This is a genomic window from Arthrobacter sp. P1_A5 (genome assembly GCF_056406825.1).
The window spans coordinates 15846-40583 of the sequence record NZ_JBFTZL010000002.1; the positions used below are offsets into that span (position 1 = coordinate 15846).

General features: G+C 67.0%; 25 protein-coding genes. 15 read left to right on the forward strand and 10 right to left on the reverse strand.

Translation table 11 applies throughout. The annotated features are described in order from the left end of the window. Positions 1-38: 38 nt before the first annotated feature. Positions 39-443 (reverse strand): DUF5997 family protein, encoded by a 405-nt coding sequence (locus tag AC1D1S_RS00970; RefSeq protein WP_018775636.1) that lies wholly within the window; start codon positions 441-443, stop codon positions 39-41. 122 nt (positions 444-565) lie between these two features. Between AC1D1S_RS00970 and AC1D1S_RS00975 the strand changes: the two genes are divergently transcribed. Next, complete coding sequence (locus AC1D1S_RS00975) at positions 566-1321, forward strand: LysR family substrate-binding domain-containing protein (RefSeq protein ID WP_476942774.1); 756 nt, start codon at positions 566-568, stop codon at positions 1319-1321. 129 nt (positions 1322-1450) lie between these two features. Here the strand turns inward: AC1D1S_RS00975 and AC1D1S_RS00980 are convergent, their stop codons facing one another. Next, on the reverse strand, positions 1451-2014 hold the full coding sequence (locus tag AC1D1S_RS00980) for a dihydrofolate reductase family protein (RefSeq protein ID WP_476993521.1): 564 nt from the start codon (positions 2012-2014) through the stop codon (positions 1451-1453). A 723-nt stretch (positions 2015-2737) separates the two neighbouring features. Then, a complete protein-coding gene (locus AC1D1S_RS00985) occupies positions 2738-3238 on the reverse strand; it encodes a cupin domain-containing protein (protein ID WP_028278214.1) in 501 nt (166 codons plus the stop codon). Between the two features lie 67 nt (positions 3239-3305). On the opposite strand from AC1D1S_RS00985, the gene AC1D1S_RS00990 reads away from it, so the two are divergent. Then, positions 3306-3929, forward strand: coding sequence for a TetR/AcrR family transcriptional regulator (locus AC1D1S_RS00990; protein ID WP_476993522.1), 624 nt, complete (start codon positions 3306-3308; stop codon positions 3927-3929). A 191-nt stretch (positions 3930-4120) separates the two neighbouring features. Here the strand turns inward: AC1D1S_RS00990 and AC1D1S_RS00995 are convergent, their stop codons facing one another. Next, entirely contained in the window at positions 4121-4456 is a 336-nt protein-coding gene (locus AC1D1S_RS00995) for a hypothetical protein (protein WP_476993523.1), read from the reverse strand. Between the two features lie 97 nt (positions 4457-4553). Here AC1D1S_RS00995 and AC1D1S_RS01000 point away from each other — a divergent pair, with 97 nt between their 5' ends. The 8 genes from AC1D1S_RS01000 to AC1D1S_RS01035 all read left to right on the forward strand — a co-directional run bounded on the left by AC1D1S_RS01000 (position 4554) and on the right by AC1D1S_RS01035 (position 10394). Then, entirely contained in the window at positions 4554-4874 is a 321-nt protein-coding gene (locus tag AC1D1S_RS01000) for a DUF6221 family protein (RefSeq protein ID WP_028278211.1), read from the forward strand. 130 nt (positions 4875-5004) lie between these two features. After that, positions 5005-5307 carry an urease subunit gamma gene (locus AC1D1S_RS01005; RefSeq protein ID WP_079552648.1) on the forward strand — a complete coding sequence of 101 codons (303 nt, stop codon included), beginning with the start codon at positions 5005-5007 and terminating at the stop codon, positions 5305-5307. An 8-nt stretch (positions 5308-5315) separates the two neighbouring features. Then, positions 5316-5681: an urease subunit beta gene (locus AC1D1S_RS01010; protein WP_476942770.1), complete on the forward strand. Its 366-nt coding sequence runs from the start codon at positions 5316-5318 to the stop codon at positions 5679-5681. Further along, positions 5678-7447, forward strand: coding sequence for an urease subunit alpha (gene ureC / locus AC1D1S_RS01015; protein WP_476993524.1), 1770 nt, complete (start codon positions 5678-5680; stop codon positions 7445-7447). The genes AC1D1S_RS01010 and ureC overlap by 4 nt, the downstream gene beginning before the upstream one ends. A 19-nt stretch (positions 7448-7466) precedes the next feature. Continuing rightward, a complete protein-coding gene (ureE, locus tag AC1D1S_RS01020; RefSeq protein WP_476993525.1) occupies positions 7467-7949 on the forward strand; it encodes an urease accessory protein UreE in 483 nt (160 codons plus the stop codon). Between the two features lie 141 nt (positions 7950-8090). Then, positions 8091-8756, forward strand: coding sequence for an urease accessory protein UreF (locus tag AC1D1S_RS01025; protein ID WP_476993526.1), 666 nt, complete (start codon positions 8091-8093; stop codon positions 8754-8756). Positions 8757-8790: 34 nt separating this feature from the next. Further along, on the forward strand, positions 8791-9408 hold the full coding sequence (ureG, locus tag AC1D1S_RS01030) for an urease accessory protein UreG (RefSeq protein ID WP_243178184.1): 618 nt from the start codon (positions 8791-8793) through the stop codon (positions 9406-9408). A 269-nt stretch (positions 9409-9677) separates the two neighbouring features. Further along, complete coding sequence (locus tag AC1D1S_RS01035) at positions 9678-10394, forward strand: urease accessory protein UreD (protein ID WP_476993527.1); 717 nt, start codon at positions 9678-9680, stop codon at positions 10392-10394. A gap of 67 nt (positions 10395-10461) precedes the next feature. On the opposite strand, the gene galK is transcribed toward AC1D1S_RS01035, so the two are convergent. The 6 genes from galK to AC1D1S_RS01065 form a co-directional block, all read right to left on the reverse strand. After that, positions 10462-11634: a galactokinase gene (gene galK, locus AC1D1S_RS01040; protein ID WP_476993528.1), complete on the reverse strand. Its 1173-nt coding sequence runs from the start codon at positions 11632-11634 to the stop codon at positions 10462-10464. Then, the gene (gene galT / locus AC1D1S_RS01045; RefSeq protein WP_476946258.1) at positions 11631-12767 is read right to left on the reverse strand and encodes a galactose-1-phosphate uridylyltransferase; all 1137 of its coding nucleotides are present in this window, start codon (positions 12765-12767) and stop codon (positions 11631-11633) included. Before galT ends, galK begins: the two co-directional genes overlap by 4 nt. A 66-nt stretch (positions 12768-12833) precedes the next feature. Further along, complete coding sequence (locus AC1D1S_RS01050) at positions 12834-14999, reverse strand: alpha-galactosidase (RefSeq protein ID WP_243178188.1); 2166 nt, start codon at positions 14997-14999, stop codon at positions 12834-12836. Positions 15000-15108: 109 nt separating this feature from the next. Further along, positions 15109-16452 carry an ABC transporter substrate-binding protein gene (locus tag AC1D1S_RS01055; protein ID WP_243178189.1) on the reverse strand — a complete coding sequence of 448 codons (1344 nt, stop codon included), beginning with the start codon at positions 16450-16452 and terminating at the stop codon, positions 15109-15111. A gap of 85 nt (positions 16453-16537) precedes the next feature. Beyond that, positions 16538-17470: a carbohydrate ABC transporter permease gene (locus tag AC1D1S_RS01060; RefSeq protein WP_476993529.1), complete on the reverse strand. Its 933-nt coding sequence runs from the start codon at positions 17468-17470 to the stop codon at positions 16538-16540. Between the two features lie 12 nt (positions 17471-17482). Continuing rightward, positions 17483-18439, reverse strand: coding sequence for a carbohydrate ABC transporter permease (locus AC1D1S_RS01065; protein ID WP_243178191.1), 957 nt, complete (start codon positions 18437-18439; stop codon positions 17483-17485). Between the two features lie 171 nt (positions 18440-18610). Here AC1D1S_RS01065 and AC1D1S_RS01070 point away from each other — a divergent pair, with 171 nt between their 5' ends. From AC1D1S_RS01070 to AC1D1S_RS01090, 5 genes are all read left to right on the forward strand, one after another. Next, positions 18611-19861, forward strand: a complete 1251-nt coding sequence (locus AC1D1S_RS01070; protein ID WP_243178192.1) for a Gfo/Idh/MocA family protein — start codon at positions 18611-18613, stop codon at positions 19859-19861. A 1-nt stretch (position 19862) separates the two neighbouring features. Next, complete coding sequence (locus tag AC1D1S_RS01075) at positions 19863-20942, forward strand: LacI family DNA-binding transcriptional regulator (protein ID WP_243178193.1); 1080 nt, start codon at positions 19863-19865, stop codon at positions 20940-20942. Positions 20943-21137: 195 nt separating this feature from the next. Further along, positions 21138-22160, forward strand: a complete 1023-nt coding sequence (locus tag AC1D1S_RS01080) for a LacI family DNA-binding transcriptional regulator (protein ID WP_243178194.1) — start codon at positions 21138-21140, stop codon at positions 22158-22160. A 109-nt stretch (positions 22161-22269) separates the two neighbouring features. Next, positions 22270-24042 carry a ribulokinase gene (gene araB / locus AC1D1S_RS01085; protein ID WP_243178195.1) on the forward strand — a complete coding sequence of 591 codons (1773 nt, stop codon included), beginning with the start codon at positions 22270-22272 and terminating at the stop codon, positions 24040-24042. Continuing rightward, positions 24039-24719: an L-ribulose-5-phosphate 4-epimerase gene (locus AC1D1S_RS01090; protein ID WP_243178196.1), complete on the forward strand. Its 681-nt coding sequence runs from the start codon at positions 24039-24041 to the stop codon at positions 24717-24719. Before araB ends, AC1D1S_RS01090 begins: the two co-directional genes overlap by 4 nt. The last annotated feature ends 19 nt before the right edge of the window (positions 24720-24738 follow it).

Genomic DNA, 24738 nt, shown 5'->3' on the forward strand with positions numbered 1-24738 from the left:
GCGGGATGAAAAGTGGCGCCGGGAGAAAGCGCGTGCCGCTATTCGGCCTTGGCGCGGGCTTTCTTGGCGTCCTTCTTGGCGGCCTCGTCCTTGACCCGCTGGGCCTCGGCGCGGACGGCGGCGTGGGTGGCGCGCTCGGCCACCAGCCAGGCCGGGGGAGCCTGGAGCAGTGCGGTGATTTCCGCCGTCGTCAGCGCTTCCTCAACACCACCGCGGGCCAGGCCGGCGATGGAGACGTTGAGCTTCTGCGCCACCACGGGGCGCGGGTGCGGGCCGTTGCGGCGCAGTTCCGCGAGCCACTCCGGCGGGTTGGCCTGGAGATCGGCAAAATCAGCGCGGGTGATGGTTGAATCCTGGAACTCCTGGGGTGTCGCCGGCAGGTAGATGCCAAGCTTCTTGGCAACGGTGGCCGGTTTCATGGACTGGGAGTTTGCAGAGGTCATAGTCCAAGGGTATCTGCCGGGATGCCCGCAGGGCACCAACCCAGTACCAACTCAGTACCAACCCAGCACGGTGCCGCCATCGCGGCGGACCGCCGCGCCACCCCGGGCGGTACTGTGAACATGTGTCCGCAGCAGAAGAACCATCCCAGACCCCCGACGAAACCGCCGTCGTCCCAGCCGTTGCAGTCGGGCGGGAGCTGCGCTTCGCGTACGTGGCCGGTGTGACACCGGGCAAATGGATCCGCCGCTGGGAGGAACGGATGCCCGAGGTTCCGCTGCACTCCTTTATGTCCGACGACGGCGCGCAGCTGTCCGTGCTCCGCGACGGTACCGCGGACCTGAGTTTCGTCCGGCTCCCGGTGGAACGCGAGGGCCTCAGCGTGATCCCGCTCTACGAGGAGCAGCCGGTGGTGGTGGCACCGAAGGGGCACGAGGTCTCCTTGTTTGAAGAAGTGGACCTGGCGGACCTGTCTGCCGAGACGTTTCTCGATGTGCAGGAGCTCGGCGGACCCGCGATGGCCCTGCAAGTGGTGGCCTCCGGTGCCGGGCTGGTGATCCTGCCGATGTCCGTGGCCCGGCACTTCAACGTCAAGGACACCGTGGCGCGGAAGCTCACGGGCGCGCCCGGCACGGAGATTGCCCTGGCCTGGCCGAGCGACGCCACGGACGAGGTCATCGAGGAATTCATCGGTATTGTCCGCGGACGCACCGCGGCGAGCTCGCGCCAGCCCTCGGCGCAGCAGGAGAAACCCAAACGCGAGCCCAAGCCGGACCGGCGCGGCACCGGAGCCGCCAAGAAGCCCAAGGTGGCGCAGCGTTATGCGCCCAACCCGGACAAAGGCCGCGGCAAGGGATCCCGGAAAAAGGGCAAACGCTAGGCACGTGGAGTCGGACGCTCCTGGCGGCGTTCTGTGATCGCTGGGTGTCTCCTTCCGGGAGGACGCGCCGAGCGGCTGGTTGGTGAGTGGTGGTGGATGTACTTCCCCGACCGCGCGGAGGAATCGCGCTCAGCCCCTCGTCTCGTACCTGGTCAGGACCACGCCGCCGGGAAACGTCCGCGTCTCCACCAGGTTCAGGTTCACCCAGCTGTCCAGCGAGGTGAAGAACGGAGTGCCGCCGCCCACCAGGACCGGATGGGTGACTAGCGCGTATTCGTCGATCAGCCCGGCCCGCATGGCCGCCCCGGCGAGCGTTGCGCCGCCGACGCTCATCGGGCCGCCGTCGCCGGCCTTGAGCCGGGTGATCTCGGCGATCGCGTCGCCGGTGACCAGGCGGGTGTTCCAGTCGACGTTGTCGACCGTCGAGGAGAACACCACCTTTGGCGTGTCCCGCCAGTTCCGCGCGAACTCGATCTCCGCCGGGGTGGCGTTGGGCTGGTGGTCGCCGGTCGGCCAGTAGGAGCTCATTGTCTCCCAGAGCTTGCGGCCGTACAGTGACAGGCTGCTAGCCCGCTCCTGGTCGAGCCACCACTGGAACAGTTCGTCGCTCGGCGCGCTCCAGCCGATGTCGTCGCCGGCTGCGGCGATGTAGCCGTCCAGGGTCAGATTCATGCCGTAGATCAGTTTTCGCACGGCGCCAGCCTTCCGTTTTGTCGTGGTCGAGGGGCGTCATTGAACTCTGTCGTCCCGCATATGATCGGCAGCATCCTGTCCCTCATGGAGCCACCGTAACTGCCCATGATCTGGTTGCCATAGCCTTCGGTCCGCGATTCAACTGAGCTGCCCGGTGAAGGATCCCCTATCGGACTGCTAGGAAGCGTCCTGGGCCTCGGCTGGCAGCCCTGGCTACTGATTCCCTGGGCCACCGTTGGCGCAGCGGCAGCCATCGCGCGTTGGGCAATCCGCAATGACGTCCTTGCCTCGAATTCTGCAGCTGACCCGACCTGACCGCCCGCTGCACGATCGGTTTGCGGCTACTTTCTGTCTCCTCGTTTGCCGGGGCAGGCACCCCATGTGAGGCGGCCCTAAACCGGTATCAGGTCGATGTGAATCAGAGCTGTCCCCTGGCCTTCCGTACCAGCTCCGCGATGAGTCAAGGCACAGTGTCCGACGGCTCAGGCCCCACTCATCCTTAGACGCGGGGGCTGGCCTGTGGGCTGGCAGGTGCCGCCGCACTGGTCCTTATAGCCAGACGGAGCAGTCGTTCGAGAGCTGCCGAGGATCTCGCAACTTCAATTACACCGGCGGAGGATCTCGAATGAATTCGAGTCCTCTCGGATCAACAGCAGGGCTGAGAGTTCTGCGAATGAAGGGCTGCCGCGGTGGGGGATATCTCAGGGCACGCGAATTGAGTCCTCAGTCCTGATTCTCGGGAAACGGAGGAGGGCCGACGATTTCGATGCCACCGTTTATCCGCCCTGATTCGCGAATGCGCTCAAAGTCCACAACGCCCGGCTTATTGCTCGAGCCGAGGGGTTCGCTGGCGCCGTCGTAGAACGCCTGCGCGCTGCCGGGGGTGTGGAGGCACAAAACACGGGTCCCGTCCTGAAGGACTTTGAACGCGTGGGGGACGCCGCGTGGTGCGATGGTTACCCCGCCCGTAGTGACCCGGTGCTCCTCTCCGTCAATGTTCATCAAGATCTCTCCGGCCAGGATGTACATGGTTTCATCCGAGTCCGGATGGGTGTGCATCGGTGTTACCTTGTCGAGAGCCATCTCGTCCTCAAACATGAGGAACGCTCCGCCGGTTTCGTCTTCCGTCGCCTTCCATGTGTGTATCCCTCCACCGAAGAACCAGCGCCTGGCCCCTTCCCCGGGTTGCAGGACGAGTGCTGATGCGGTCTTATTCGTCTCCATGGTGCTCGCCTCGATGAGTGGTAGGAAGACTTATGGGACACCTGTCCCATAACAAGACTCATGTATCATGAAGATCATGTCAAGGGCTTACGCGGACGTTGGTCGGATCGGGCAGAAGCGCCGCACGCTGGACGCTTTGATCGGGGCGGCGCGCTCTTTGGTCGCGTCCGGCGTTTCGCCGACGGTGGATGATGCGGCGCAGGCTGCGGGCATAGCGCGGAGTACTGCCTACAGGTATTTCCCCGGCCAGCGGGAGCTACTGGCGGCCGCCCACCCGGAAACGGCACGCATGTCGCTGCTGCCGGAGTCTCCGCCTCCGGGTGCGGCAGAGCGGCTGGACGCTGTGGTGGCCGAGTTCACCAGGATCATTGTTGATACCGAAGCCCAGCAGCGCACCATGCTGCGGCTTTCGCTGGAGCAGGCAGGCGGTGAAGTACGTGGCCTTCCCCTCCGGCAGGGACGGGCGATTGCTTGGATCGCTGAGGCGCTTGCGCCACTGCAGGGACAAATGACGGATCAGGACATTCATCAACTGGCCCTTGCCATCCGAAGTGCCATAGGGATCGAGTCCCTGGCATGGCTGACAGACGTTGGAGGTCTCAGTCGGGAAGAGGCCATCGACTCCATGCGATGGACGGCCCGGGCCCTTTTGGCCCACGCTCTGACGGCCGGACTTCCAACCCGCGAATAGGTTCCCGCCTTGCCAAGTCCGTTTCAGCCGTCATTGTCCGAGTTATCCGTTCGCCCGGTGGTGGCCTCGAAACCTATGCCATGCAAGACGGCACCTGCCGCCGGAAACTGCGACCTCGAGCGATCACAGTTCGCCGCCACATAGCGCCGGACTCCACACGCTGGGCCGCAACCCGCTCCCAGCGTGGTCTGCTACTTGGCGCAGGCGTCCTGAAGGGCCTTGACGGATTCGGCCGGAACCTGGTCGCCGGAGTCGGCGATCTGGCGCAGCGGGGTGGTGATCTCTGCGGGTGCACCCGCGGCTTCCGCGCTGCTGACAAGACCGCCCAGCAGTTCCTTGTCGCTGGCGCTGACCAGGCCGTTCTTCACGATGGTGCAGGCCTGCTTCTTAACTTCATTGCCGGCCGCCGTCGCAGCCTGTGACGCCCCGTCGTTGACGGCCTTTTCGGTAGCGTCCTGCACTTGCCCACAGCCGGTAAGCCCGATCAAGAGGGCGGCAGCGGCAAGGGCGGCGAGACGTCGTTTCATCCACCCACCCTAACAAGCGCGGCTTGTGCCGGCCTGAGGAAAAAGGGCAAACGCCGGGCCGTAGCCCTGTGGGCACCGGCGCGCATAGGCTCGGTGAGTGGACATCGTCGAGTTCCTGACCGCACGCATTAGAGAAGACGAAGCCGCCGCCCTGAAGCTGCTCGGCGACCCCACACTTGCTGTCTCCGGCGAGTGGTATGAACGCCGCCTGCTCCGTGAGTGCGAGGCCAAGCGCCAGCTCATCGGCATCATTGAATCCGCACGCCAGTCCGTGCTGGCCACGTTGGTCAGCCAGGAACCCGCCGACGCCGGATGGGTGCCGGACGTCATCGAATGGACCACGCTCTCCCTGCACACCCTCGCGCTGCCGTATGCGGACCACCCCGAATTCCAGGCTCACTGGCGGATCGCCGGATAGTCCCGTCAGCGGTTAGCTCCTGAGATGATGACGGGTCCCGGAAACCTGCAGGAAATCTCCGCGGCCTACTCTGGTCACACCGCGGCTTCTGCGGTCCGCCAGCCGGTTCGGTTCTTGAAGGGATACCGTCATGCACCTCTTGCCCCGTGAGCAGGAAAAGCTCATGATCGTGGTCGCGGCGGATCTCGCCCGCCGCCGCCAGGCACGCGGACTGAAGCTGAACTTCCCCGAGGCCGTCGCGGTGATCAGCTACGAACTGATCGAGGGCGCCCGGGACGGCCGGACCGTTCCGGAGCTCATGAGCTACGGAACCACCATCCTTGGCCGCGACGACGTGATGGAGGGCGTGCCGGAAATGATCCACGACGTCCAGATCGAAGCAACCTTCCCGGACGGCACCAAGCTCGTCACCGTCCACGACCCGATCCGTTAGGAGCTTCGATGATTCCGGGAGAATACGTTCTCAGTTCCGCTCCGCTGGTCATCAACGCCGGCCGTGAGGCGGTGGACGTCGCGGTGACCAACACCGGAGACCGGCCCGTCCAGGTGGGCTCGCATTATCACTTTGCCGAAGCCAACTCCGCGCTGCAGTTTGACCGGGCGGCCGCCTACGGCCGCCGGCTGGACATCCCGGCCGGCACGGCCGCGCGGTTCGAACCCGGGGACAGCAGGACCGTCCGGCTGATCGAGCTCGCGGGCAGCCGGGAAGTGTACGGCCTCAGCAACGCCGTCAACGGCACACTCCGCAAGACCGAACTCCCTGTTTCCGGACTCCACGTTCCCGAAGGGGAAGGTGACGCACAGTGAGTTTCGAGCTATCCCGCAGGCAGTATGCGGACCTCTACGGCCCGACGACGGGCGACGCCATCCGCCTGGCCGACACGGATCTGTTTCTTGAGATCGAGAAGGATCTCACCGTTTACGGCGAGGAAGTGGTGTTCGGCGGCGGCAAGGTGATCCGCGACGGCATGGGCCAGAACGGCCAACTGACCCGTGATGCGGACATTCCGGACACCGTGATCACCAACGTCGTGGTGCTGGACTACACCGGCATCTACAAGGCCGACGTCGCGCTCCGGGACGGCCACATCTTCCGGATCGGCAAGGCCGGCAACCCGCAGATCACCGACGGCGTGGACATCGTGATCGGCGCGAGCACCGAGATCATTGCGGGCGAGCGGAAAATCCTGACCGCCGGCGGGGTGGACTCGCACATCCACTTCATCTCCCCGGACCAGGTCCCCGCCGCCCTGTGCAGCGGCGTGACCACGATGATCGGCGGCGGCACCGGTCCCGCCGAAGGCACCAAGGCCACCACGGTCACCCCCGGAAAATGGCACATCCAGCGGATGCTGCAGGCCGCCGAGGGGCTGCCCATCAACATCGGCCTGTTCGGCAAGGGCCACGCGTCCGCCGTCGAACCCCTGGCCGAGCAGATCCGCGCCGGCGCGATCGGGCTGAAAGTCCATGAGGACTGGGGCTCCACCACGTCCTCGATCGACACGTCGCTGCAGGTAGCGGACCAGTACGACGTCCAGGTGGCCATCCACACCGACACCCTGAACGAGTGCGGCTTCGTGGAGGACACCATCCGGGCCATCGACGGCCGCGTGATCCACACCTTCCACACCGAAGGCGCCGGCGGCGGCCACGCCCCGGACATCATCAAAATCGCCGGGTTGCCCAATGTCCTGCCGGCGTCGACCAACCCGACCCTGCCGTACACTCGCAACACCATCGAAGAGCACCTGGACATGCTCATGGTCTGCCACCATCTGAACCCGGACATCCCGGAGGACGTGGCATTCGCGGACTCCCGCATCCGCGCCGAGACCATCGCCGCCGAGGACGTCCTGCAGGACCTGGGCATCTTCGCGATCACGTCCTCGGACTCCCAGGCCATGGGCCGGGTGGGCGAGGTGATCATCCGCACCTGGCAGGTGGCGGACAAGATGAAGAAACAGCGCGGCGTCCTCAAAGACCCCCAGAGGGACGACACAGGGGATAGCGCAGCCGGCAACCACGGCGCCCCTTCCGGCCTCGGCGCGGAGAGCGACAACTTCCGGATCAAGCGCTACGTGGCGAAATACACCATCAACCCCGCCATCGCGCAGGGCATGGCCGACTCCATCGGCTCCGTGGAGGTCGGCAAATTCGCAGACCTGGTGCTCTGGGATCCCGCGTTCTTCGGGGTGAAGCCGGACCTTGTGCTCAAGGGCGGCCAGATCGCCTACGCCCTCATGGGTGACGCCAACGCCTCCATTCCCACCCCGCAGCCGCGCACCATGCGGCCGATGTTCGCCGCCTATGGCAAGGCGCTGCAGCAGTCCTCCATCACCTTCCTCTCCCAGGCCGCCATCGACGCCGGGGTCCCGGCGGAGCTCGGACTGGAGAAGGTCATCCGGCCAGTGTCCGGAATCAGGAACCTCACCAAGGCGGACCTCAAGCACAACGGCGCCACCCCTGATATCGAGGTGGACCCGGAAACGTATCAGGTGAGCGTCGACGGCGAGGACGTCACCTGCGAGCCCTCAGACGTGCTGCCMATGGCGCAGCGCTACTTCCTTTTCTAGGCTTCCAGAGGAGACCACCATGATCATCGAAAAGGTCCTCGGCAACACCCACGACCTCCCTCCCGGTCCGGACCCCTACTTTGGGCTCCACCGCGAGAAGGTGGTGCTGCCCAGCGCCCAGCTGGTCAAACGCATCCAGCGCGTTACCACCGACCACGGGAAGGAACTCGGCATCCGCCTCCCCGCCGGTTCCGGGGACCTGCGCGACGGCGACATCCTGCACGTGGCCGACACCAACATGATCGTAGTGTCGGTGCTGCCCACCGACGTCCTGGTGATCGCCCCGCGCTCCATCCATGAGATGGGGATGGTGGCCCACTCCCTGGGCAACCGGCACCTGCAGGCCCAGTTCTTCGACGCTTCCTCGGAGTACGGGGCGGAGGTGATGGTCTGCCAGTACGACCACACCGTGGAGGACTATCTCAAACACGTCGGAGCGCCCTACGACCGCCAGGAGCGCGTGATGCCCGTACCCTTCCGCCATGCCGAACACTCGCACTAGTTTTCTCTTCCGCGGCTGGGGCGCCGCCAGCGCTGCGGCGGGTGATAGGGGTCGTGCCCGCTTCGCGGTGCCCGCCACGCCGCGACCCCTATCACCCGCCTTCGCAGGTTCGACTGCTTGCCTTGCGTCGTGGAGCCCGTTATGACTTACCAGTTGGCGTTGCAGCAGCTGACGGATTCCGCTTTGCCTACCGGGGCGTTTGCTCACTCGCTGGGGTTTGAGACGTATGTGGAGCGCGGGCTGGTGCACGATGAGGAGTCCTTTGGGGTGTGGCTGGCGGCGTTCATTTCGCAGCAGCTGACGTACTCGGACGCCCTGGCAATCCGGTTCCTCTATGAGGACGTTCCGGTTGCCGAACTGGATGCGTTGTTGACCGCCCAGTTGTTGCCCCGGCAGTTGCGCGAGGCCAGTACCAAGATGGGCGGACGTCTACTGGAGATCGGCGCCGAGATCTTTCCGTCCGCAGATCTGGCGGAGTACCGGAAGCTGGTGGGTTCCGGCCGTGCCGCCGGGCATCAGCCGCTGGCGTTCGCCGTCGTCGCACGGTCCCTGAACGTACCGCTCCCCGAGGCCCTTGCCGCTTACCTGTTCGCCGCGGGGACGTCGTTGACGCAGAACGCCGTCCGGGCGATCCCGCTGGGGCAGAACGCCGGCCAGCGGATCCTGCGGAAGGCCGCCGACGGCGTCGCCGCCGCTATCGAGCGGATCAGTCACCTCACGCCTGATGACTTTGGGGCCGTCAGCCCGGGGCTGGAAATTTCGCAAATGCGGCACGAACGCCAGCGCGCCCGCATGTTCATGAGTTAACCGAGCTACACACGAAATATGTCTGGAGAAGAATATGTCTGAGCCCGTCAAGATCGGCATCGGCGGCCCGGTGGGTGCCGGCAAGACCCAGCTCGTGGAGCGGCTCACCCGTCACATGAGCCGGGCGATCTCCATGGCGGCCATCACCAACGACATCTACACCATCGAGGACGCCAAGATTCTCGCCGCCAACGGGATCCTGCCGATCGACCGGATCATCGGCGTTGAAACCGGCGGCTGCCCGCACACCGCCATCCGCGAAGACACGTCCATGAATACCGCCGCCATCGAGGAACTGAAGCAGCGGCACCCTGACCTGCAGGTGATCTTCGTGGAATCCGGCGGCGACAACCTCTCCGCAACGTTCAGCCCCGAACTGGTGGACTTTTCCATCTACATCATCGACGTGGCCCAGGGTGAGAAGATCCCGCGCAAGGCCGGCCAGGGCATGATCAAGTCCGATCTGTTCATCATCAACAAGACCGACCTCGCCCCCCACGTGGGCGCGGACCTGGCCGTCATGGAGCGGGACTCCAAGGAATTCCGGGGCGAGAAGCCGTTCTGCTTCACCAACCTCAAGACCGACGAGGGGCTGGACCGCGTCATCGACTGGGTGCGGCGGGACGTCCTAATGCTCGACCTGGCGCCGTGAGTGCTCCCGGGGTCAGTCCCGGCGAGCTAACCGCTGAGGCGGCGAGGCCGGATTTTGGGGCCGCGGCGTGGCGGGCACCGCGAAGCGGGCACGGCCCCAAATCCGGCGAAGCCGCTGGAGCCAACCAGAGCGCCCGGGAACCGATGGGTCAGCTCGAACTCGTGGTGGCCGAGCGTGGGCGACGTTCTGTCGCCACGCACCAGTTCCATCGGGGGGCTTTGAGGGTTTTGCGGCCGCATTACTTGGATGGCAGCGGGCAGGTTTGTTATGTGCTCGTCAATCCGGGCGGGGCGTATTTGGGGGCTGACCTGTATGTGATTGACGTGGAGGTGGCCGATGGGGCGAAGCTGCTGCTCGCCACGCAGTCGGCCACCAAGATCTACAGAACTCCGGGATCCTTTGCCGAACAGCGGATGCGGTTGCGGCTCGGGGAGGGGGCTCGGCTGGAGCTCGCCCCGGATCAGGTGATCGCCTACCGGGAGGCCAGCTACCGGCAGAATACGCACGTGACGGTGCGGCCGTCGTCGAGCCTCGTCATGGCCGAAATTGTGACCCCGGGGTGGTCGCCGGACGGGGCCTCGTTCCGGTACGAGGAGCTGCGGTTGCGGACCGAGATCCGGGTCGAGTCGGAGGCGTCCGTCGGGGAGGCGGGCGGGCTGCTGGCCCTGGACAACGTGCTCATCCGGCCGCCCCTGGGCGATGTAACGGGCCTGGCGTTCATGGAGGGCTTCAGCCATCTGGGGTCGCTGATCGTCGTGGACCCGCGGGTGGACCAAGCCCTTGCCGACGAACTCCACGAGATCACGGCCGGGCTCGGCGCCCATACCGGCATCTCGCTCACCGCCGCCGTGCTGGGAACGGCCGGGCTGGTGCTGAGGTCCCTCTCGAACAGCACGGAGGAGCTGCGGCGTGTTCTGGGAGCCGCCACCGCCCTGCTGCGCAAGCGCTGGTACGGCCAGGACCCGCTGGATCTGAGGAAGTACTGATGGCCGGGACCCAGCAGAGAGCCGCGCAGCCCCGGCTTCGGCCGCTGACCACCCGCCGGCGGCCTGATCACAGCCGGCGCGCCCCCTCTGCCGGCAGGACGGCGAAGACATCGGGTGCCTGCAGCCCCCGGACGGCGAAGCCGGCCAGGACCGCGGACCGGACCTGATCGGCGTCGTCCACTGGAACCAGGGCGATGGCGGAGCCGCCGAACCCGCCGCCGGTCATCCGGGCCCCGATGGCCCCGTTGGCGCGCGCGGTGTCAACGGCCAGGTTCAGTTCCGGGCAGGAGATTTCGAAGTCGTCCCGCATGGAGCGGTGGCTGGCGTCCAGCAGGTCTCCGATTGCCAGCGGCCCATGGGTCGTGAGCAGTTCCGCGGTCCGGGCGACCCGTTCGTTCTCGGTGACGATGTGCCGGACCCGGCGGAACGTCACGTCGTCGAGGATGCGCGCGGCCCGCGGCAGATCGGCGGCGTCGAGGTCGCGGAGGGCGCCGACGCCCAGGACCCGGGCGCCCCGGACGCAGGAGGCCCGGCGTTCGGCGTACCCGCCGGTGGCATGGGCGTGCGAGACCTTGGTGTCGATCACAAGGCAGAGAAGCCCGGACTCCGCCAGGCCGAGCGGCACCGGGTGCGAGCTGAGGTCGCGGCAGTCCAGGTAGACGGCGCAATCCCGGGTGCCGAGCATCGACGCGGACTGGTCCATGATCCCGGTGGGGGCGCCGACGACGTTGTTTTCGGCCCGCCGCCCGATGTCCGCCAGTTCGGCTCGGTCCAGGCCCGCTCCGGTGAGGTCGGACAGGGCCAACGCGACGGCGCATTCCAGGGCGGCGGAGGAGGACAGCCCGGCGCCGACCGGGACATCGGAGGTCACGTACAGGTCAAAGCCCGGCACCGTGATGCCGGCCCTTTCCAGCTCCCAGGCCACGCCGGCCGGGTACGCGGACCAGCCGGCCGCCTGGTCCGGAGCGAAGGTATCGAGATCGAATTCGACCGGGTCAGCGGCCGCGAACGCCGAGGCCAGCCGCACGGTGCGGTCCGCCCGGGCCGACACGGCCACGGTGGTGGAGCGGTTGATGGCGAACGGCAGGACAAGGCCGTCGTTGTAGTCCGTGTGCTCGCCGATCAGGTTGACCCGTCCCGGCGCCTGCCACACGCCGTCGGCGTCATGGCCGAAGTGGCCGGCGAAGGCGCGGGTCAGCGTGTCCGCCAGGGCCGTTCCTGCGGTGTCGGTGGTGGTCATGCCGTTCCTGTCCTGGCGTCCCGGAGCCGGGCCGCGACCTCTTCGGGAGTGGTGTCGTTGATGAAGGCGCCCATGGCGGCCTCGGAGCCGGCCAGGAACTTGAGTTTGTCCGCGGCCCGCCGGGGGGAGGTGAGCTGCAGGTGCAGGTACCCGGACCGGCGCAGCACCGGGTCAAGGGGGGCCTGGTGCCAGGCGCTGATATACGGCGTCGGGCTGCCGTAGAGCCTGTCGAGGCGGCCCAGCAGGTCCGGATAGAGGACGGCGAGCTCGTCACGCTCGGCGCCGGTCAGCGCGGCGAGGTCCGGAACCTGGCGGTGCGGGACCAGATGGATTTCCAGCGGCCAGCGTGCCGCGAACGGCACGTAGGCGCTGAAGAATTCGCCCTCGAGCACCATCCGGGCGCCGTCGGCACGTTCGCTCGCCAAAATCGCCCCGGTCAGGGTGGCCGTCCCGCCCGCCGCCTCATGGAACTGCCGGGCGGCCGCGGCCATCACCGCGCTCCTCGGCGTGACGTAGGGGTAGGCGTAGATCTGGCCGTGCGGATGGTGCAGTGTCACGCCGATGTCCTGGCCGCGGTTCTCGAAACAGAACACCTGCGCCACGCCGGGCAGCGTGCTCAGGGCCTCGGTGCGGTGCGCCCAGGCGTCGATCACGGTGCGCACCCGCCGGGTGCTGAGGGCGGCGAACGTCCCGGTGTGCTCGGGCGTGAAGGCTACGACCTCGCACCGGCCGCCGGCGGTCCCGCGGGTACCCCAGCCCGGCGCTGCCGGGGCGGCGGCGAGATCCGGACCGAGCGAGGGGAAGCGGTTTTCAAACACGGCGACGTCGTAATCCGCCGGGATCTCCGAGGGCCGCGCGTCGGTGCTCGGGCACAGCGGGCACTCGTCCGCTGGCGGAAGATGCGTCCTGTGTTGCCGGTGCGCGGCGACCGCCACCCATTCCCCGGTCAGCGCGTCGTACCGGATTTCCCCGGACGGGCCACGCTCGGGAAGGTCGCGGCGGTCCCTCGACGGGCGCTGCAGGGGATGGGAAGTATCGTCGAAATACAGGAGTTCACGCCCGTCGGCGAGGCGCGTACTGGTCACCGCGGACACCGACGCCGGGGCGTCGCTGCGGCTGATGATGCTGGTCATGGGGTTCCTTCGAAAGTGAGGGGACGTGCGGCGCCCGACCCGGAAGCAGGGGGCGGGACCGGACGGTCAGAGGGCCTGGACGTGGAGGAGCAGGGCGTGCTCCGGGTTCAGGACCGGCAGGGGCAGGCCGACGTGCTGCAGGAAGGCCCCGGTGGCAACCGCCCCGTCGTCCAGCCAGGCCGGCGGCCGGATCTGGGAGAAGGTGTGCGCGTAGTCACCGTCGAGAAGGGTAGGCAGTTCGGCCCGGACGCGGTAGTTCCGCTTCGGGTCAAGGCCCGGCAGTGAGGCCAGTCCGGGGACCTCAGCCGGGGCGGAGGCCAGGGACACGGCAGCGAACAGGGCCTCGCCGGCGTCGTGCGCAACTACACCGTGGACGCTCAGGGTGGGCTCGGCGGTGTCCGCGTTGACGCGCTTGCCGGAGTGGAGCAGTGCGCGGTGGCGCTTATAGAGCGCGATGGCGCGGCGCAGCGTGGCCCGTTCCTCGTCCGTGGCTGCGCGGATGTCCCACTCCATGCCGAAATGGCCAAAGAGGGCGGTGATGGCGCGGAAGGAGATGTCGTGGGTGCGGGCCGTGGTGTGGCTCGTGGTGGGGCCGACATGTGATCCGACGAGTTCGGGTGGGAGGACGGCCTGGGTCCAGCGCTGGATTGTCTGGCGCTCCAGGGCATCGTTGCAGTCCGAGGCCCACACCCGGTCGGTTCGCTGCAGGATGCCGAGGTCCACGCGGGCCCCGCCGGAGGAGCAGCTTTCAATCTCCACGTCCGGGTGGGCTGCCTTGAGCGCGTCGAAGAGACGGTACGCGGCCAGCGTCTGCTCGTGGACGGACGGCCGGCCGCCGCGGCCGTGCTCGGTTAGATCGCGGTTCTGGTCCCATTTGAGGTAGGCGATGTTGTTCTCGCGCAACAGGGCATCGAGGCGTCCGTAGATGTATTGCCAGGCCTCCGGGTTGGCGAGGTCCAGGACGTGCTGATGGCGCCAGGCGTGCGGAAGCCGGCCGCCGTCCTTGTGGGAAAGCAGCGACGGGCCCACGATCCAGTCCGGGTGCTCGCGGGCGACGTCGGAGTCCAGGTTGACCATTTCGGGTTCGACCCAGAGTCCGAATTCCATGCCGTGGCCGGTGACCGCGTCGATCAGCGGCGTGAGGCCCTCGGGCCACAGACCCTCGTCGACGTACCAGTCGCCAAGGCCCGCGTGATCGTCGCGGCGGCCGCGGAACCAGCCGTCGTCGAGGACAAAGCGTTCCACGCCGAGCCCGGCGGCCGCTTCGGCGAGTTCGAGCAGGGGCTCGAGGCTGTGGTCGAAGTAGACGGCCTCCCAGGTGTTCAGCACCACCGGGCGGACCCGGCCGGAGGTGGTGTCCACATGCTGCGGCCGGGCACGGAACCAGTGGTAGAAGGCCTCGGTGATGCCGTCCAGGCCGCGGCCGGAGTAGGCGGCGTAGAGCGACGGCGTCCGGTAGCTGCCGCCGGGGCGCAGCACCACTTCGGCGGAGCCGAGCAGCTCGGCGGCACCGAGCATGCGCCGGCCGTCCGCGAGGCTGTCGAGGTACTGCTCGTGGTTGCCGCTCCAGCCCAGGTGCGTGGCCCAGACCTGGCCTGTGCGGTTGGCGAAGCCGGCGGTCCCGGCTGCCACCAGCAGGGACGAGTCGTGGCCGGTCCGGCCGTGCCGGCCGGTGCGGACCCAGGTGCCCTGCTGGACGGCGTGCCGCTGCGGGTGGTTTTCGCGGCACCAGCGTCCGGTGAGATCGAGCAGTTCTGTGGCGTCCCGCGGCACCGGCAGCACCGTGGCGAGTTCGTCGAGCTGGTATTCGGCCGTGCCGCTGTTGGTCAGCGTGTGAGCCAGCTCCAGGAGGCCGCCGGGGTGCAGGGTGAGTTCGGAACTGACCTCGAGTCCGGCCTCGGAGTCCCGGTGGATGATCACCACCGTGCGCCCGCCGTCCTGCATCTGGGCGGCAACCACCCGCAGGGCCGGCGAGAAGTCCAGGCCGGGGCCGCCGTCGGCGTTCCGGTGCCCGCGCAGGCCCGGCCGCCCGGCCCAGCCGGAGGAGGCCTGCGGGAGCAGTCCGGCGGCGACGGGGATGTCGAGGGCGGAGTGCGGGACTGGCCCGCGGAGGATCGCCAGATCGGGGAGGTGTTCGCCGAGGTCGGCGCCCCAGTGGACGATCTCGGCCTCGCCGGAGTCGAAGGCCAGCAGGACGCTGGTGCCGGCAGAACGCAGGTGCACGGGGTGCATGGGGATTCGCTTTCGGTAGTGCGGAAGTCAGGTGCTGGTGCGCGGGATTCCGGCTCGGGGATCCCGCGCACCGGGCGCCGCCGTGGCGGGCGGCTGTGGCTTCGAACGCTTACTTGTTGAAGAGGGCGTTGACCTGGTTGTTGGCTTCGGTGAGGGAGCTGGCAGGCTTCTTGCCGGAGAGGACGGCGTCCATGGCCGGCTTCATGATGCCGTCCACCTTGGCTGCCTTATCCGCGATCGGGAACAGGAACGTGGTTCCTTCCTTGACGTGGGTGGTGAAGGCGGAGACGTCGGTGCCCTTGGCCTTGAATGCTTCGGCTGCCTTGTCGGAGGAGCTGGTGAGAGCCGGGAACACGACGCCCTTGGAGGCTACGACGTCCTGGCAGGCGGTGGAGGCGAGGTATTCGACCCACTTGATCGAGGCTGCCGGGTTCTTGGTGCCGGCCCAGACGGAATCGGCCAGGCCGTTGAACATGCTGGCGCGTTTGCCTTCGGGGCCCTTCGGGGTGGGGGCGAACGCGGTCTTCACGCCCTTGTAGCTCTTGTACTGGCCGATCAGCCAGTCACCCGTGGTGTTGATGGCAGCCTTGCCGGCGCCGAAGTTGTCCGCCAGGCTGGCGCCGACGGTGGTCTCGAGCTTGGGCATGTAGCCCTTCTCGGTCAGTCCGGCCCACCAGGCGATGGTCTCCTGGAACTTGGGGTCGTCGTAGTTGAACTTGGTGCCCCAGGGGTTCTTGTCCGTGGCGCTCCAGCCGGTGGTGGCGCTGAGGAAGCTCCACTCGGTCTGGCCCTGCCCGGAGCCGCTGCCGGCCAGGCCGAGTCCGTAGACGGCCACCTTGTTCTTGTCGAAACCTGCCTCGTCGCCGCGCACGCCGTTTTTGTCCACGGTCAGGTGCGCGATTGCCTTCTCATAGCTGCCGCCGTCCTGCGGGTTCCATTCCAGGTTGGCCATCTGCTCGGCGGTCAGGCCGGCGGAGTCCGTCATGGCCGTGTTGTAGAAGAGGCCCACGGTGTCCCAGTCCTTGGGCAGTCCGTAGCGCTTGCCGTCCTGGCCCACCCAGAGCTCGGCGAGTCCCTTGGTGTAGCTCTCCAGCTTGATGCCGTCCTTGGCCACCGCCTCGTCGAGGGAGAGCAGCTGCTTTTTCGCGGCGTATTCGGGGTACTTCGAGAGGTGGTTGGTGAAGACGTCGGGGGCGGTGCCGGCGACGAAGCCGTTGGTCAGTGTGGTCCAGTAGTCATCCCAGCCGCGCTGGGTGATCTTGACCTTGATGTCTGGGTTGGCCTTGTGGAAGTCATCGGCGCACTGTTGGTAGGCCGGGAGCTGGTTGGCGTCCCACAGCCAGTAGTTGATGTCGCCCTTGGCCTCGGTGGAGGCCGGGGCGGACCCCCCGCAGGCGGAGAGGGAGATGGCGATGGCTGCAGCGGCAGCGACGGCGCCGAGGGTCTTCTTCATGGTGGACCTTTCATGGAAGTGCTTCTTTGAGGGGAATGCTTGTTGACGGGCAGTGCTTTGAAGGGCACTGCGGGTTGGGCCGGGGTTACTTGATGCCGGAGAAGCCGATGGAGTTGACCACCCGCTTGCCGAAGGCGATGAAGAGCAGGAGGACGGGCAGGGCCGCGATCAGGGTGGCGGCCATCAGGCCGGACCAGTCGGGGGCGCCCTGCGGAGACTGGGACTTGAAGACGCCCAGGCCCACGGTGAGGACGCGGACGCTTTCGTCCTGGCCCACCAGCAGCGGCCAGAAGTACTCGTTCCACTGGCCGATGAAGGTCAGCAGCGCCAGGGTGGCCAGGGGGGCCGCGGCGTTCGGGAGCACGATCTGGAAGAAGATCCGCACGTGTTTGGCGCCGTCGAGCATGGCGGCCTCTTCCACCTCGCGGGACATGGAGAGGAAGAACTGGCGCAGGAAGAAGATGGCGAAGGGGGTCATGAACAGTAACGGCAGGGCCAGGCCGGCGAAGGTGTTGAGCAGGCCGAGGTTCTTGATCATCAGGAAGTTGGGCAGGGCTGTGAAGATCGGCGGAACCATCATGGTGGCCAGGAACAGGCCGAACACCACGTTCCGGCCCGGCCAGCGCAGCCGGGAGAAGGCGTAGGCGGCCATCGCGCTGAAGAAGACCTGCCCGGCGGTGGTGACGGTGGCGAAGATGACGGAGTTCCGCAGATACAGCCAGAAATTGATGGCGGCGCCGGAGCCGCCCTCGGCGATTGCTTCCTCGGGGCTCTGCAGCCCCAGGACCCGCTTGAAGGCGCCGAGGCTGAAGTCGGCCGGCAGCAGGTTGCTGGCGTTCGAGGCCAGGGAGGCATTGCTGGACAGTGCGGTGCGGAGCATCCAGAGGAACGGCGCGATCGTCACGACGACGGCGATGGCGACGAGGGTCCAGGCACCGACGCGGCGCCAGTTGACCGGTTTCCTGGGAGGGGGGACGCTGGAGACGGGCTTCTTACGGGAAGGGGCGGACGTAGTCATGGCTGGGGTTCCTTAGTCCAGATCCGATTCGTTGCCCTTGAGGAACTTCATCTGGACGAAGGCCACAAGAGCGAGAATGACGAAGAGAATGACGGACAGGGCCGAGGCGTAGCCGAAGTCGGATTCACCGAAGGCCTTCTGGTAGATGTACATCTGGATCACGCGGGAAGCATTGATCGGGCCGCCGCCCGTGGTCACAGCCACGGTGTCGAAGACCTGGAAGGAGCCGATCACGGTGACCACCAGGACCAGCACCAGCACTGGGCGCAGGAGCGGCATCGTTATGCTCCAGAAAGTCCGGGTCGGGGAGGCGCCGTCGAGCGAGGCGACCTCGTACACGTGGTTGGGAATGGACTGCAGGCCGGCGAAGATCAGCAGGGCGGTGTAGCCCATGTGGCGCCAGACGTTGACGCCGGCGATGGTGGGGATGGCCCATTGCTCGCTGCCGAAGAAGGCGATGCGCGGCAGGCCCATCCAGTTGATGATTTCGTTGACGATACCGAGTTGGTAGTCGAGCATCCAGAACCACAACAGCGCGACGATCACGTTCGCCACAAGGAAGGGCAGCAGCAGGGCGCCGCGGATAAGCGTGGACTTGGCGACGTTGTGCATCAGCAGGGCAAGTCCGAGCGCGATGGCGGTCTGGAAGCCGATGTTCAGTGCCACGTACTGGACCGTCACGGCCATGGCGTTCCAGAAGAGATCGTCCGCGAAGATCGCTGTGTAGTTTTTGGTGCCGATCCAGGTGGGATCCCCCAAGACGCTGTACTCGGTGAAGCTGAGGTAGACGCCGCGGATGCTCGGCACCAGGTAGAAGGCAACGAAGCCGAGCAAGGCCGGGGCGATGAAGAAGAGGGCGACCCTCAGGTCGCTCCGGGGTCGGCGCCGGCGGCGGGGGGCAGCGTTGCCCGTTCCCGGGCCGGTCGCCTTGCGGGCCAGGGCGGCTCCGCGGGCAGTTGTGGTGGTCATTGGTGGTTCCTCCGCAGTTACGTGGATGCTGTGACGTGGATTACAACTGAGGCTTGAATCTACACGAGTAACTTTCCAATGCGCAACCGTTTCTTTCATGTTTCCGGGCGGAAAATTTCTGCTCATTGCCTGCTATTGACTCGAGTAGAAACTGGTGTGAAACTTGCGTGCATGACTTTCTCACTAGGCATCGTCGGCGCCGGACAGTTTGCAGGCGCCTTCGCCAAACTCTTCGACGCCCATCCCGCGATTTCAGAAGTCCATGTCACCGACGTCCTGCCGGAACGGGCCGAGGCCCTCCGTGAGCGGCTCGGCCTGGCGGGGACCTATCCCAGCTTTGAGGCCATGCTCGACGGCGGCCTCGACGCTGTGGCGATCTTCACCCAGCGCTGGACGCACGGCCCGCTGGTGCTGCAGGCGCTCCGGGCGGGCAAGCATGTGTATTCGGCAGTGCCGATGGCCATCAGCGAGGACGAGATCGCCCGGATCATCGAGGCCGTCCGGGAGACGGGCCTGACCTACATGATGGGCGAGACAAGCTACTACAACCCCGCCACCGTCTATGCCCGCAAGCGCAAGGCTGAAGGCGCCTTTGGCCGCATCTTCTACGCCGAGGGCGACTACGTCCACGACATGGATCTCGGCTTCTACGAGGCCTACCAGTACAGCGGCGGGGAGGACTGGAAGAGCACCGCCAGCTACCCGCCCATGCTGTACCCGACCCACTCCACCGGCGGGGTGCTGGGCGCGATCGGCGGCCATGCCGTCAGCGTCAGCTGCATTGGCGTCCCCGACGAGCGCGGAGACGGTGTGTTCGACAAGGACGTCAGCATGTTCGGCAACGACTTCTCCAATGCCACCGCGCTGTTCGAGCTTTCAACCGGCGGGTCCATGCGCATCAATGAGATGCGCCGCGTCGGCTACCCCTCCCACCTGCGCGAAAGCCGCTTCCGTTTCTTCGGCACCGAAGCCAGCTTCGAGCAGCTGGCCCTGGTCAGTGTGTGGCAGGACAAGGAGTCCGTGACCGATGTCAGCGAGGAACTGGCCACCCGGGCCACGCTCGCCGCGGACGATCCGGCGCTGGCCGGCGTCGCACCGGCCCTGCGCGACGCCTTCAGCTCCGGGCTGGCCGCCGTGCACGACGCCGGCCGGCTTCCGGCCGAGTTCCGCGGACTTCACAACGGGCACGAGGGCAGCCACCACTTCCTGGTGGACGACTTCGCCACGGCCGTCGACACGGGAACGCTCCCGCCCGTCAACGCCTGGGAAGCCGCCCGCTACACGCTGCCGGGGATCGTGGCGCACGAGTCCGCCCTCCGCGGCGGGGAGCGGTTGCCCGTGCCGGACCACGGCGACGCCCCCGTTCGGCTGCCTGCGCAGGGAATCAATGAGGAAGGCTTTGCCCGGGAACTCCGGCGGTAGCATGGTCACTGTGCCACACTCGCCCGCCTCCGCCAGGCCCACGATCACCCGAAAAGACGTGGCCAGGCTGGCGGGCGTCAGCACCGCCGTCGTCAGCTATGTGGTGAACGGCGGCCCCAAGCGGGTCTCCCCGGTGACTGCTGCGAAAGTCCGCGAGGCCATCAGCGCCCTGGGGTACCGTCCGAACGCCGCGGCGAGGGCACTGAAACTTGGCTCCAGCGAGATGCTCGGCATGGTGGTCCCGGACACCACCAACCCCTTCTTCGCCACTTTGGCCCGCGCCGTGGAGGAAGCCGCGGCGGCGCGCGGCTATGCCCTGCTGCTGGCGAACTCGGGCGGATCGGCGGCCAATGAGCGCCGCCAGGTCAGGAACCTCGCGAGCCGCCGCGTTGACGGGGTCTTCCTCTCCAGCGTGCTGTTCGAACCCGACCTGACCGAGCTGGAGCATTCGGAGATCCCCGCCGTGCTGCTCAACCACAGCACCGAGGTGCCGGGCTTCAACTCGGTCGGCGTGGAGCTGCTGGAAGGCTCCCGGCGTGCCGTCGAGCACCTGGTGGGCCACGGCCACCGCAACATCGCACTGGTCATGGGCATGAACGCCGGCAATGATCTCGATGCCCGCGAGGTCGGGTGGCAGCAGGGGCTCGCGGAGGCCGGTCTCCCGGAGGGACCCATCCTGCGCTGTGACTTCGACCGGCAGGGCGGCTACCGGGCCGGGCAGCGGCTGCTTGCGGCCGCGGACCGACCCACCGCCGTGTTCGTCAGTTCCGACCTGCAGGCCGTCGGCCTGCTGCGCGCCGTGTCCGAGGCCGGGCTTCGGGTCCCCGAGGACCTGGCGGTCTTCTCCTTCGACGGCTCGGCTGAGGCGGAGTTCAGCTGGCCGCCGTTGAGCACGGTCGCGCAGCCCGTCCAGGCCATGGCCGAGGCCGCCGTCGAAGCGCTCATTGGCTTTGACGGCGTGTCTCCCACCCGGAACAGGATCTTCCCCGTGGACCTGGTCCTGCGCGCGTCCTGCGGCTGCTCGCCGGTACCCGCCGCGCCCGGGCCCGCCGCGCCGGTAGCGGCCCAGCCGGGCACGTAAGTTCCCCGCCGCGCACGTCGTTGCGGTTCCCGGCGTCGTTCCCTGCGGGCGTCACACCAGGGTCCAAATGGACTATGGTTAGCGCTAACAGGAGCCGGGGGGCGGCCGACCAGCGGGCGCCCCGTGCCCTCCTATCGTTTGATTTCACAATTTGATTCAAGCCGGTGGACGGCATCGGAGCGAAAGGGGCCTCGCATGGGGAACAACAATGACCGGCGGCAGCCGCGGCTCGAAGACGTCGCAGCGCTGGCCAAGGTTTCCCACCAGACCGTCTCACGGGTGATCAACAACCACCCGAATGTCAGCACGGGAACAAAGTCCCGGGTCGAGGCGGCGATTGCCGAACTCGGCTACCGGCGCAACACGGCCGCCCGGAGCCTGGTGACCCGGCGCACCCAGACCATCGGTGTCCTCGCCTCCGAGCTCGGGCAATACGGCCCGGCGAATACCCTGCTGGGGGTCCAGCAAGCCGCCAGGGAAGCAGGGTATTTCGTGAGTATTGCCGCGATTAAGGGGGCCGCGGCGAAGGCCATTTGCGATGCGGTGCGGCACCTGACGGACCAGGGCGCGGACGGATTGATTGTGATCGTGCCGCACGACGGGACACTTCAGGTGCTCGAGGACCTGAACCTGGATCTCCCGGTGATCGTCGTCGGCGGAGCCGGAGAAGGGCGGTTGAGCGGCGCGATGGTCGACCAGAAGCTCGGCGCGCGGCTGGCCGTCGCCCATCTGATCAGCCTTGGCCACGAGCGGATCGGCCATGTCTCCGGACCGCTCGACTGGGTGGACGGCAAAGCCCGGGTTGACGGATGGCGCGAGGAGTTGGCGGAAGCCGGCCTCTCCGACGAGCTTCTGGTCGAGGGGGACTGGAGTGCGGACAGCGGGTACCGGATCGGGCAGCAGCTGGCAGAACAGCGCAGCGCCACCGCAGTGTTCGTCAGCAACGACCAGATGGCGCTCGGGCTGCTGCGGGCGTTTGGCGAGAAGGGCATCCGGGTTCCGGAAGACGTCTCCGTGGTTGGCTTTGACGACCAGCCCGAATCCGCCTACTTCATGCCGCCGCTGACCACTGTGCGACAGGACTTCGAGGAACTCGGAAAGCGCTGTATGGACCTGATACGCGCCCAGGTCGAGGGTGATGCCGCCAGTGGCGCCCTGGTGGTCAAACCTGCGCTCGTGGTGCGCGCCAGCACCGCACCCCGTCCCCGTCTCTCCTAAGGGCCGAAGCCCTCCGTTCCGGCAATACGTGCCAGGCTTCTTGACAGCACGTTTGTTAGCGCTAACAATAGGGGGGTTCGCAATGTTGCGGAACCTATTGGAGGATTTGATGGACTTCTCAGTGGACGGAACCGAAAACTTTGTCATCGGCGTGGACTACGGCACGCTTTCCGGGCGGGCCGTCGTCGTCCGGGTCCGGGACGGCAAGGAACTGGGCAGCGGGGTCTTTGAGTACCCGCATGCCGTGGTCACCGGCGAGCTTCCGAAAGACACGGCTGGGGTCGCCGGCATCCGGCTTCCGGGCGAATGGGCCCTGCAGGTGCCCAACGACTACCGCGACGTGCTCCGCCGGGCTGTGCCCGCGGCCGTCGCCGACGCCGGGATCGACCCGGCCGCCGTGGTGGGCATCGCCACCGACTTCACGGCCTGCACCATGGTCCCCGTCAAGGGCGACGGCACACCGCTGAACGAACTTCCCGGATTCGCCAACCGCCCGCACGCCTACGTGAAGCTGTGGCGCCACCATGCCGCCCAGCCGCAGGCGGACCGCATCAACGCCCTGGCTGCGGAACTCGGCGAAAACTGGCTGCCGCGCTACGGCGGACTCATCTCCTCCGAATGGGAGTTCGCCAAGGGCCTGCAGTTGCTGGAGGAGGACCCGGAAAGCTACGCCGCGATGGACCGCTGGGTGGAAGCGGCTGACTGGATCGTCTGGCAGCTGTGCGGTAACTACGTCCGCAACGCCTGCACGGCCGGCTACAAAGGGATCTACCAGGACGGCCGCTACCCATCCAAGGAATTCCTGTCCGCCCTGAACCCGGACTTCAAGGATTTCGTCAGCGCCAAGCTGGCGCACACCATCGGCCGGCTCGGCGATGCAGCCGGCTATCTGACGGCCGAGGCCGCCGCCTGGACCGGACTGCCGGAAGGCATCGCCGTCGCAGTGGGCAACGTGGACGCCCACGTCACGGCGCCCGCAGCGAAGGCAGTTGAGCCCGGGCAGCTGGTGGCCATCATGGGAACCTCCACCTGCCACGTTATGAACGGTGCCGAACTGCGGGAAGTCCCGGGCATGTGCGGCGTGGTGGACGGCGGAATCGTCGACGGACTTTGGGGCTACGAAGCTGGCCAAAGCGGAGTGGGCGACATCTTCGGCTGGTTCACGAACAATGGCGTCCCGCCCGAGTACCACCAGGCAGCGGAAGCGGCAGGCCTGGGCATCCACGAATACCTCACGGAACTGGCCTCCCGCCAAGCCATCGGCGAACACGGCCTCATTGCCCTGGACTGGCACTCCGGCAACCGTTCCGTGCTGGTGGACCACGAACTCTCCGGCGTCGTGGTGGGTCAGACCCTCGCCACCAGGCCCGAAGACACCTACCGGGCCTTGCTGGAAGCCACGGCCTTCGGCACGCGCACCATCGTGGACGCCTTCCGCGACTCGGGAGTGCCGGTCAGGGAATTCATCGTGGCCGGCGGCCTGCTGAAGAACAAGCTGCTCATGCAGATCTACGCGGATATCACCGGCTTGCCGCTCTCCACCATCGGCTCAACCCAGGGGCCCGCCCTGGGGTCGGCCATCCACGCCGCCGTGGCCGCAGGTGAATACGCGGATATCCGTGCCGCTGCGGCTGCCATGGGATCGGAGCCCGGCAGCATCTATATTCCCATTCCGGAAAATGTTGCCGCCTACGAAAAACTCTTCCAGGAGTACCGGACGCTGCACGACTATTTCGGCCGCGGCACCAACAGCGTGATGCACCGCCTCAAGGCGATCCAGCGTGCGGCCAGGCCCTCGTTTGCTGCCACTGCGGGCGCTCCGCAGCAGAACGCCGTCCCCGCCGTCCCCGCCGGCCCGGTCGCAGAGGAAGTGTCCGCATGAGCAACCTGCTGGAAAGCATCGCGGAGGTCCGTCGCGAGGTCTGCGAACTGCACGCCGAACTCACGCGCTACGAACTGGTGGTGTGGACGGCCGGCAACGTCTCCGCCCGCGTCCCCGGCCATGACCTGATGGTCATCAAGCCGTCCGGAGTCTCCTACGCGGACCTCACGCCCGGGAGCATGGTTGTCACGGACCTCTACGGCACGCCCGCGGAGGGCGACTGGAGCAACCCCGCGCTGTCACCGTCCTCGGACACCGCGGCGCACGCCTACGTTTACCGGCACATGCCGGAGGTCGGCGGCGTGGTGCACACGCATTCGACCTACGCCACGGCCTGGGCCGCGCGCGGAGAGGAGATCCCCTGCGTGCTGACCATGATGGGTGACGAGTTCGGTGGGACGATCCCGGTGGGCCCGTTCGCGCTGATCGGGGATGACTCGATCGGCCGCGGCATCGTGGACACCCTGGCCCAATCCAGCTCGCCGGCCGTGCTGATGCAGAACCACGGGCCCTTCACCGTGGGCAAGGATGCCCGCTCGGCGGTCAAAGCCGCCGTCATGTGCGAGGAAGTGGCACGGACCGTCCATATTTCCCGGCAACTCGGTGAACCACTGCCGATCGACCCGGCCCAGATCGACTCGCTTTATGCCCGCTACCAGAACGTCTACGGCCGCTAGGCCCACAACCAGGCCGCTA

Excerpts from the sequence above, each read along its gene's own strand:
- AC1D1S_RS00970 (WP_018775636.1), bottom strand. The coding sequence starts at position 443 with ATGACCTCTGCAAACTCCCAGTCCATGAAACCGGCCACCGTTGCCAAG.
- AC1D1S_RS00985 (WP_028278214.1), bottom strand. The coding sequence starts at position 3,238 with ATGGAGACGAATAAGACCGCATCAGCACTCGTCCTGCAACCCGGGGAA.
- AC1D1S_RS00990 (WP_476993522.1), top strand. The coding sequence starts at position 3,306 with ATGAAGATCATGTCAAGGGCTTACGCGGACGTTGGTCGGATCGGGCAG.
- AC1D1S_RS00995 (WP_476993523.1), bottom strand. The coding sequence starts at position 4,456 with ATGAAACGACGTCTCGCCGCCCTTGCCGCTGCCGCCCTCTTGATCGGG.
- AC1D1S_RS01005 (WP_079552648.1), top strand. The coding sequence starts at position 5,005 with ATGCACCTCTTGCCCCGTGAGCAGGAAAAGCTCATGATCGTGGTCGCG.
- AC1D1S_RS01010 (WP_476942770.1), top strand. The coding sequence starts at position 5,316 with ATGATTCCGGGAGAATACGTTCTCAGTTCCGCTCCGCTGGTCATCAAC.
- ureE (WP_476993525.1), top strand. The coding sequence starts at position 7,467 with ATGATCATCGAAAAGGTCCTCGGCAACACCCACGACCTCCCTCCCGGT.
- AC1D1S_RS01025 (WP_476993526.1), top strand. The coding sequence starts at position 8,091 with ATGACTTACCAGTTGGCGTTGCAGCAGCTGACGGATTCCGCTTTGCCT.
- ureG (WP_243178184.1), top strand. The coding sequence starts at position 8,791 with ATGTCTGAGCCCGTCAAGATCGGCATCGGCGGCCCGGTGGGTGCCGGC.
- galK (WP_476993528.1), bottom strand. The coding sequence starts at position 11,634 with ATGACCACCACCGACACCGCAGGAACGGCCCTGGCGGACACGCTGACC.
- galT (WP_476946258.1), bottom strand. The coding sequence starts at position 12,767 with ATGACCAGCATCATCAGCCGCAGCGACGCCCCGGCGTCGGTGTCCGCG.
- AC1D1S_RS01050 (WP_243178188.1), bottom strand. The coding sequence starts at position 14,999 with ATGCACCCCGTGCACCTGCGTTCTGCCGGCACCAGCGTCCTGCTGGCC.
- AC1D1S_RS01055 (WP_243178189.1), bottom strand. The coding sequence starts at position 16,452 with ATGAAGAAGACCCTCGGCGCCGTCGCTGCCGCTGCAGCCATCGCCATC.
- AC1D1S_RS01060 (WP_476993529.1), bottom strand. The coding sequence starts at position 17,470 with ATGACTACGTCCGCCCCTTCCCGTAAGAAGCCCGTCTCCAGCGTCCCC.
- AC1D1S_RS01065 (WP_243178191.1), bottom strand. The coding sequence starts at position 18,439 with ATGACCACCACAACTGCCCGCGGAGCCGCCCTGGCCCGCAAGGCGACC.
- AC1D1S_RS01070 (WP_243178192.1), top strand. The coding sequence starts at position 18,611 with ATGACTTTCTCACTAGGCATCGTCGGCGCCGGACAGTTTGCAGGCGCC.
- AC1D1S_RS01075 (WP_243178193.1), top strand. The coding sequence starts at position 19,863 with ATGGTCACTGTGCCACACTCGCCCGCCTCCGCCAGGCCCACGATCACC.
- AC1D1S_RS01080 (WP_243178194.1), top strand. The coding sequence starts at position 21,138 with ATGGGGAACAACAATGACCGGCGGCAGCCGCGGCTCGAAGACGTCGCA.
- araB (WP_243178195.1), top strand. The coding sequence starts at position 22,270 with ATGGACTTCTCAGTGGACGGAACCGAAAACTTTGTCATCGGCGTGGAC.
- AC1D1S_RS01090 (WP_243178196.1), top strand. The coding sequence starts at position 24,039 with ATGAGCAACCTGCTGGAAAGCATCGCGGAGGTCCGTCGCGAGGTCTGC.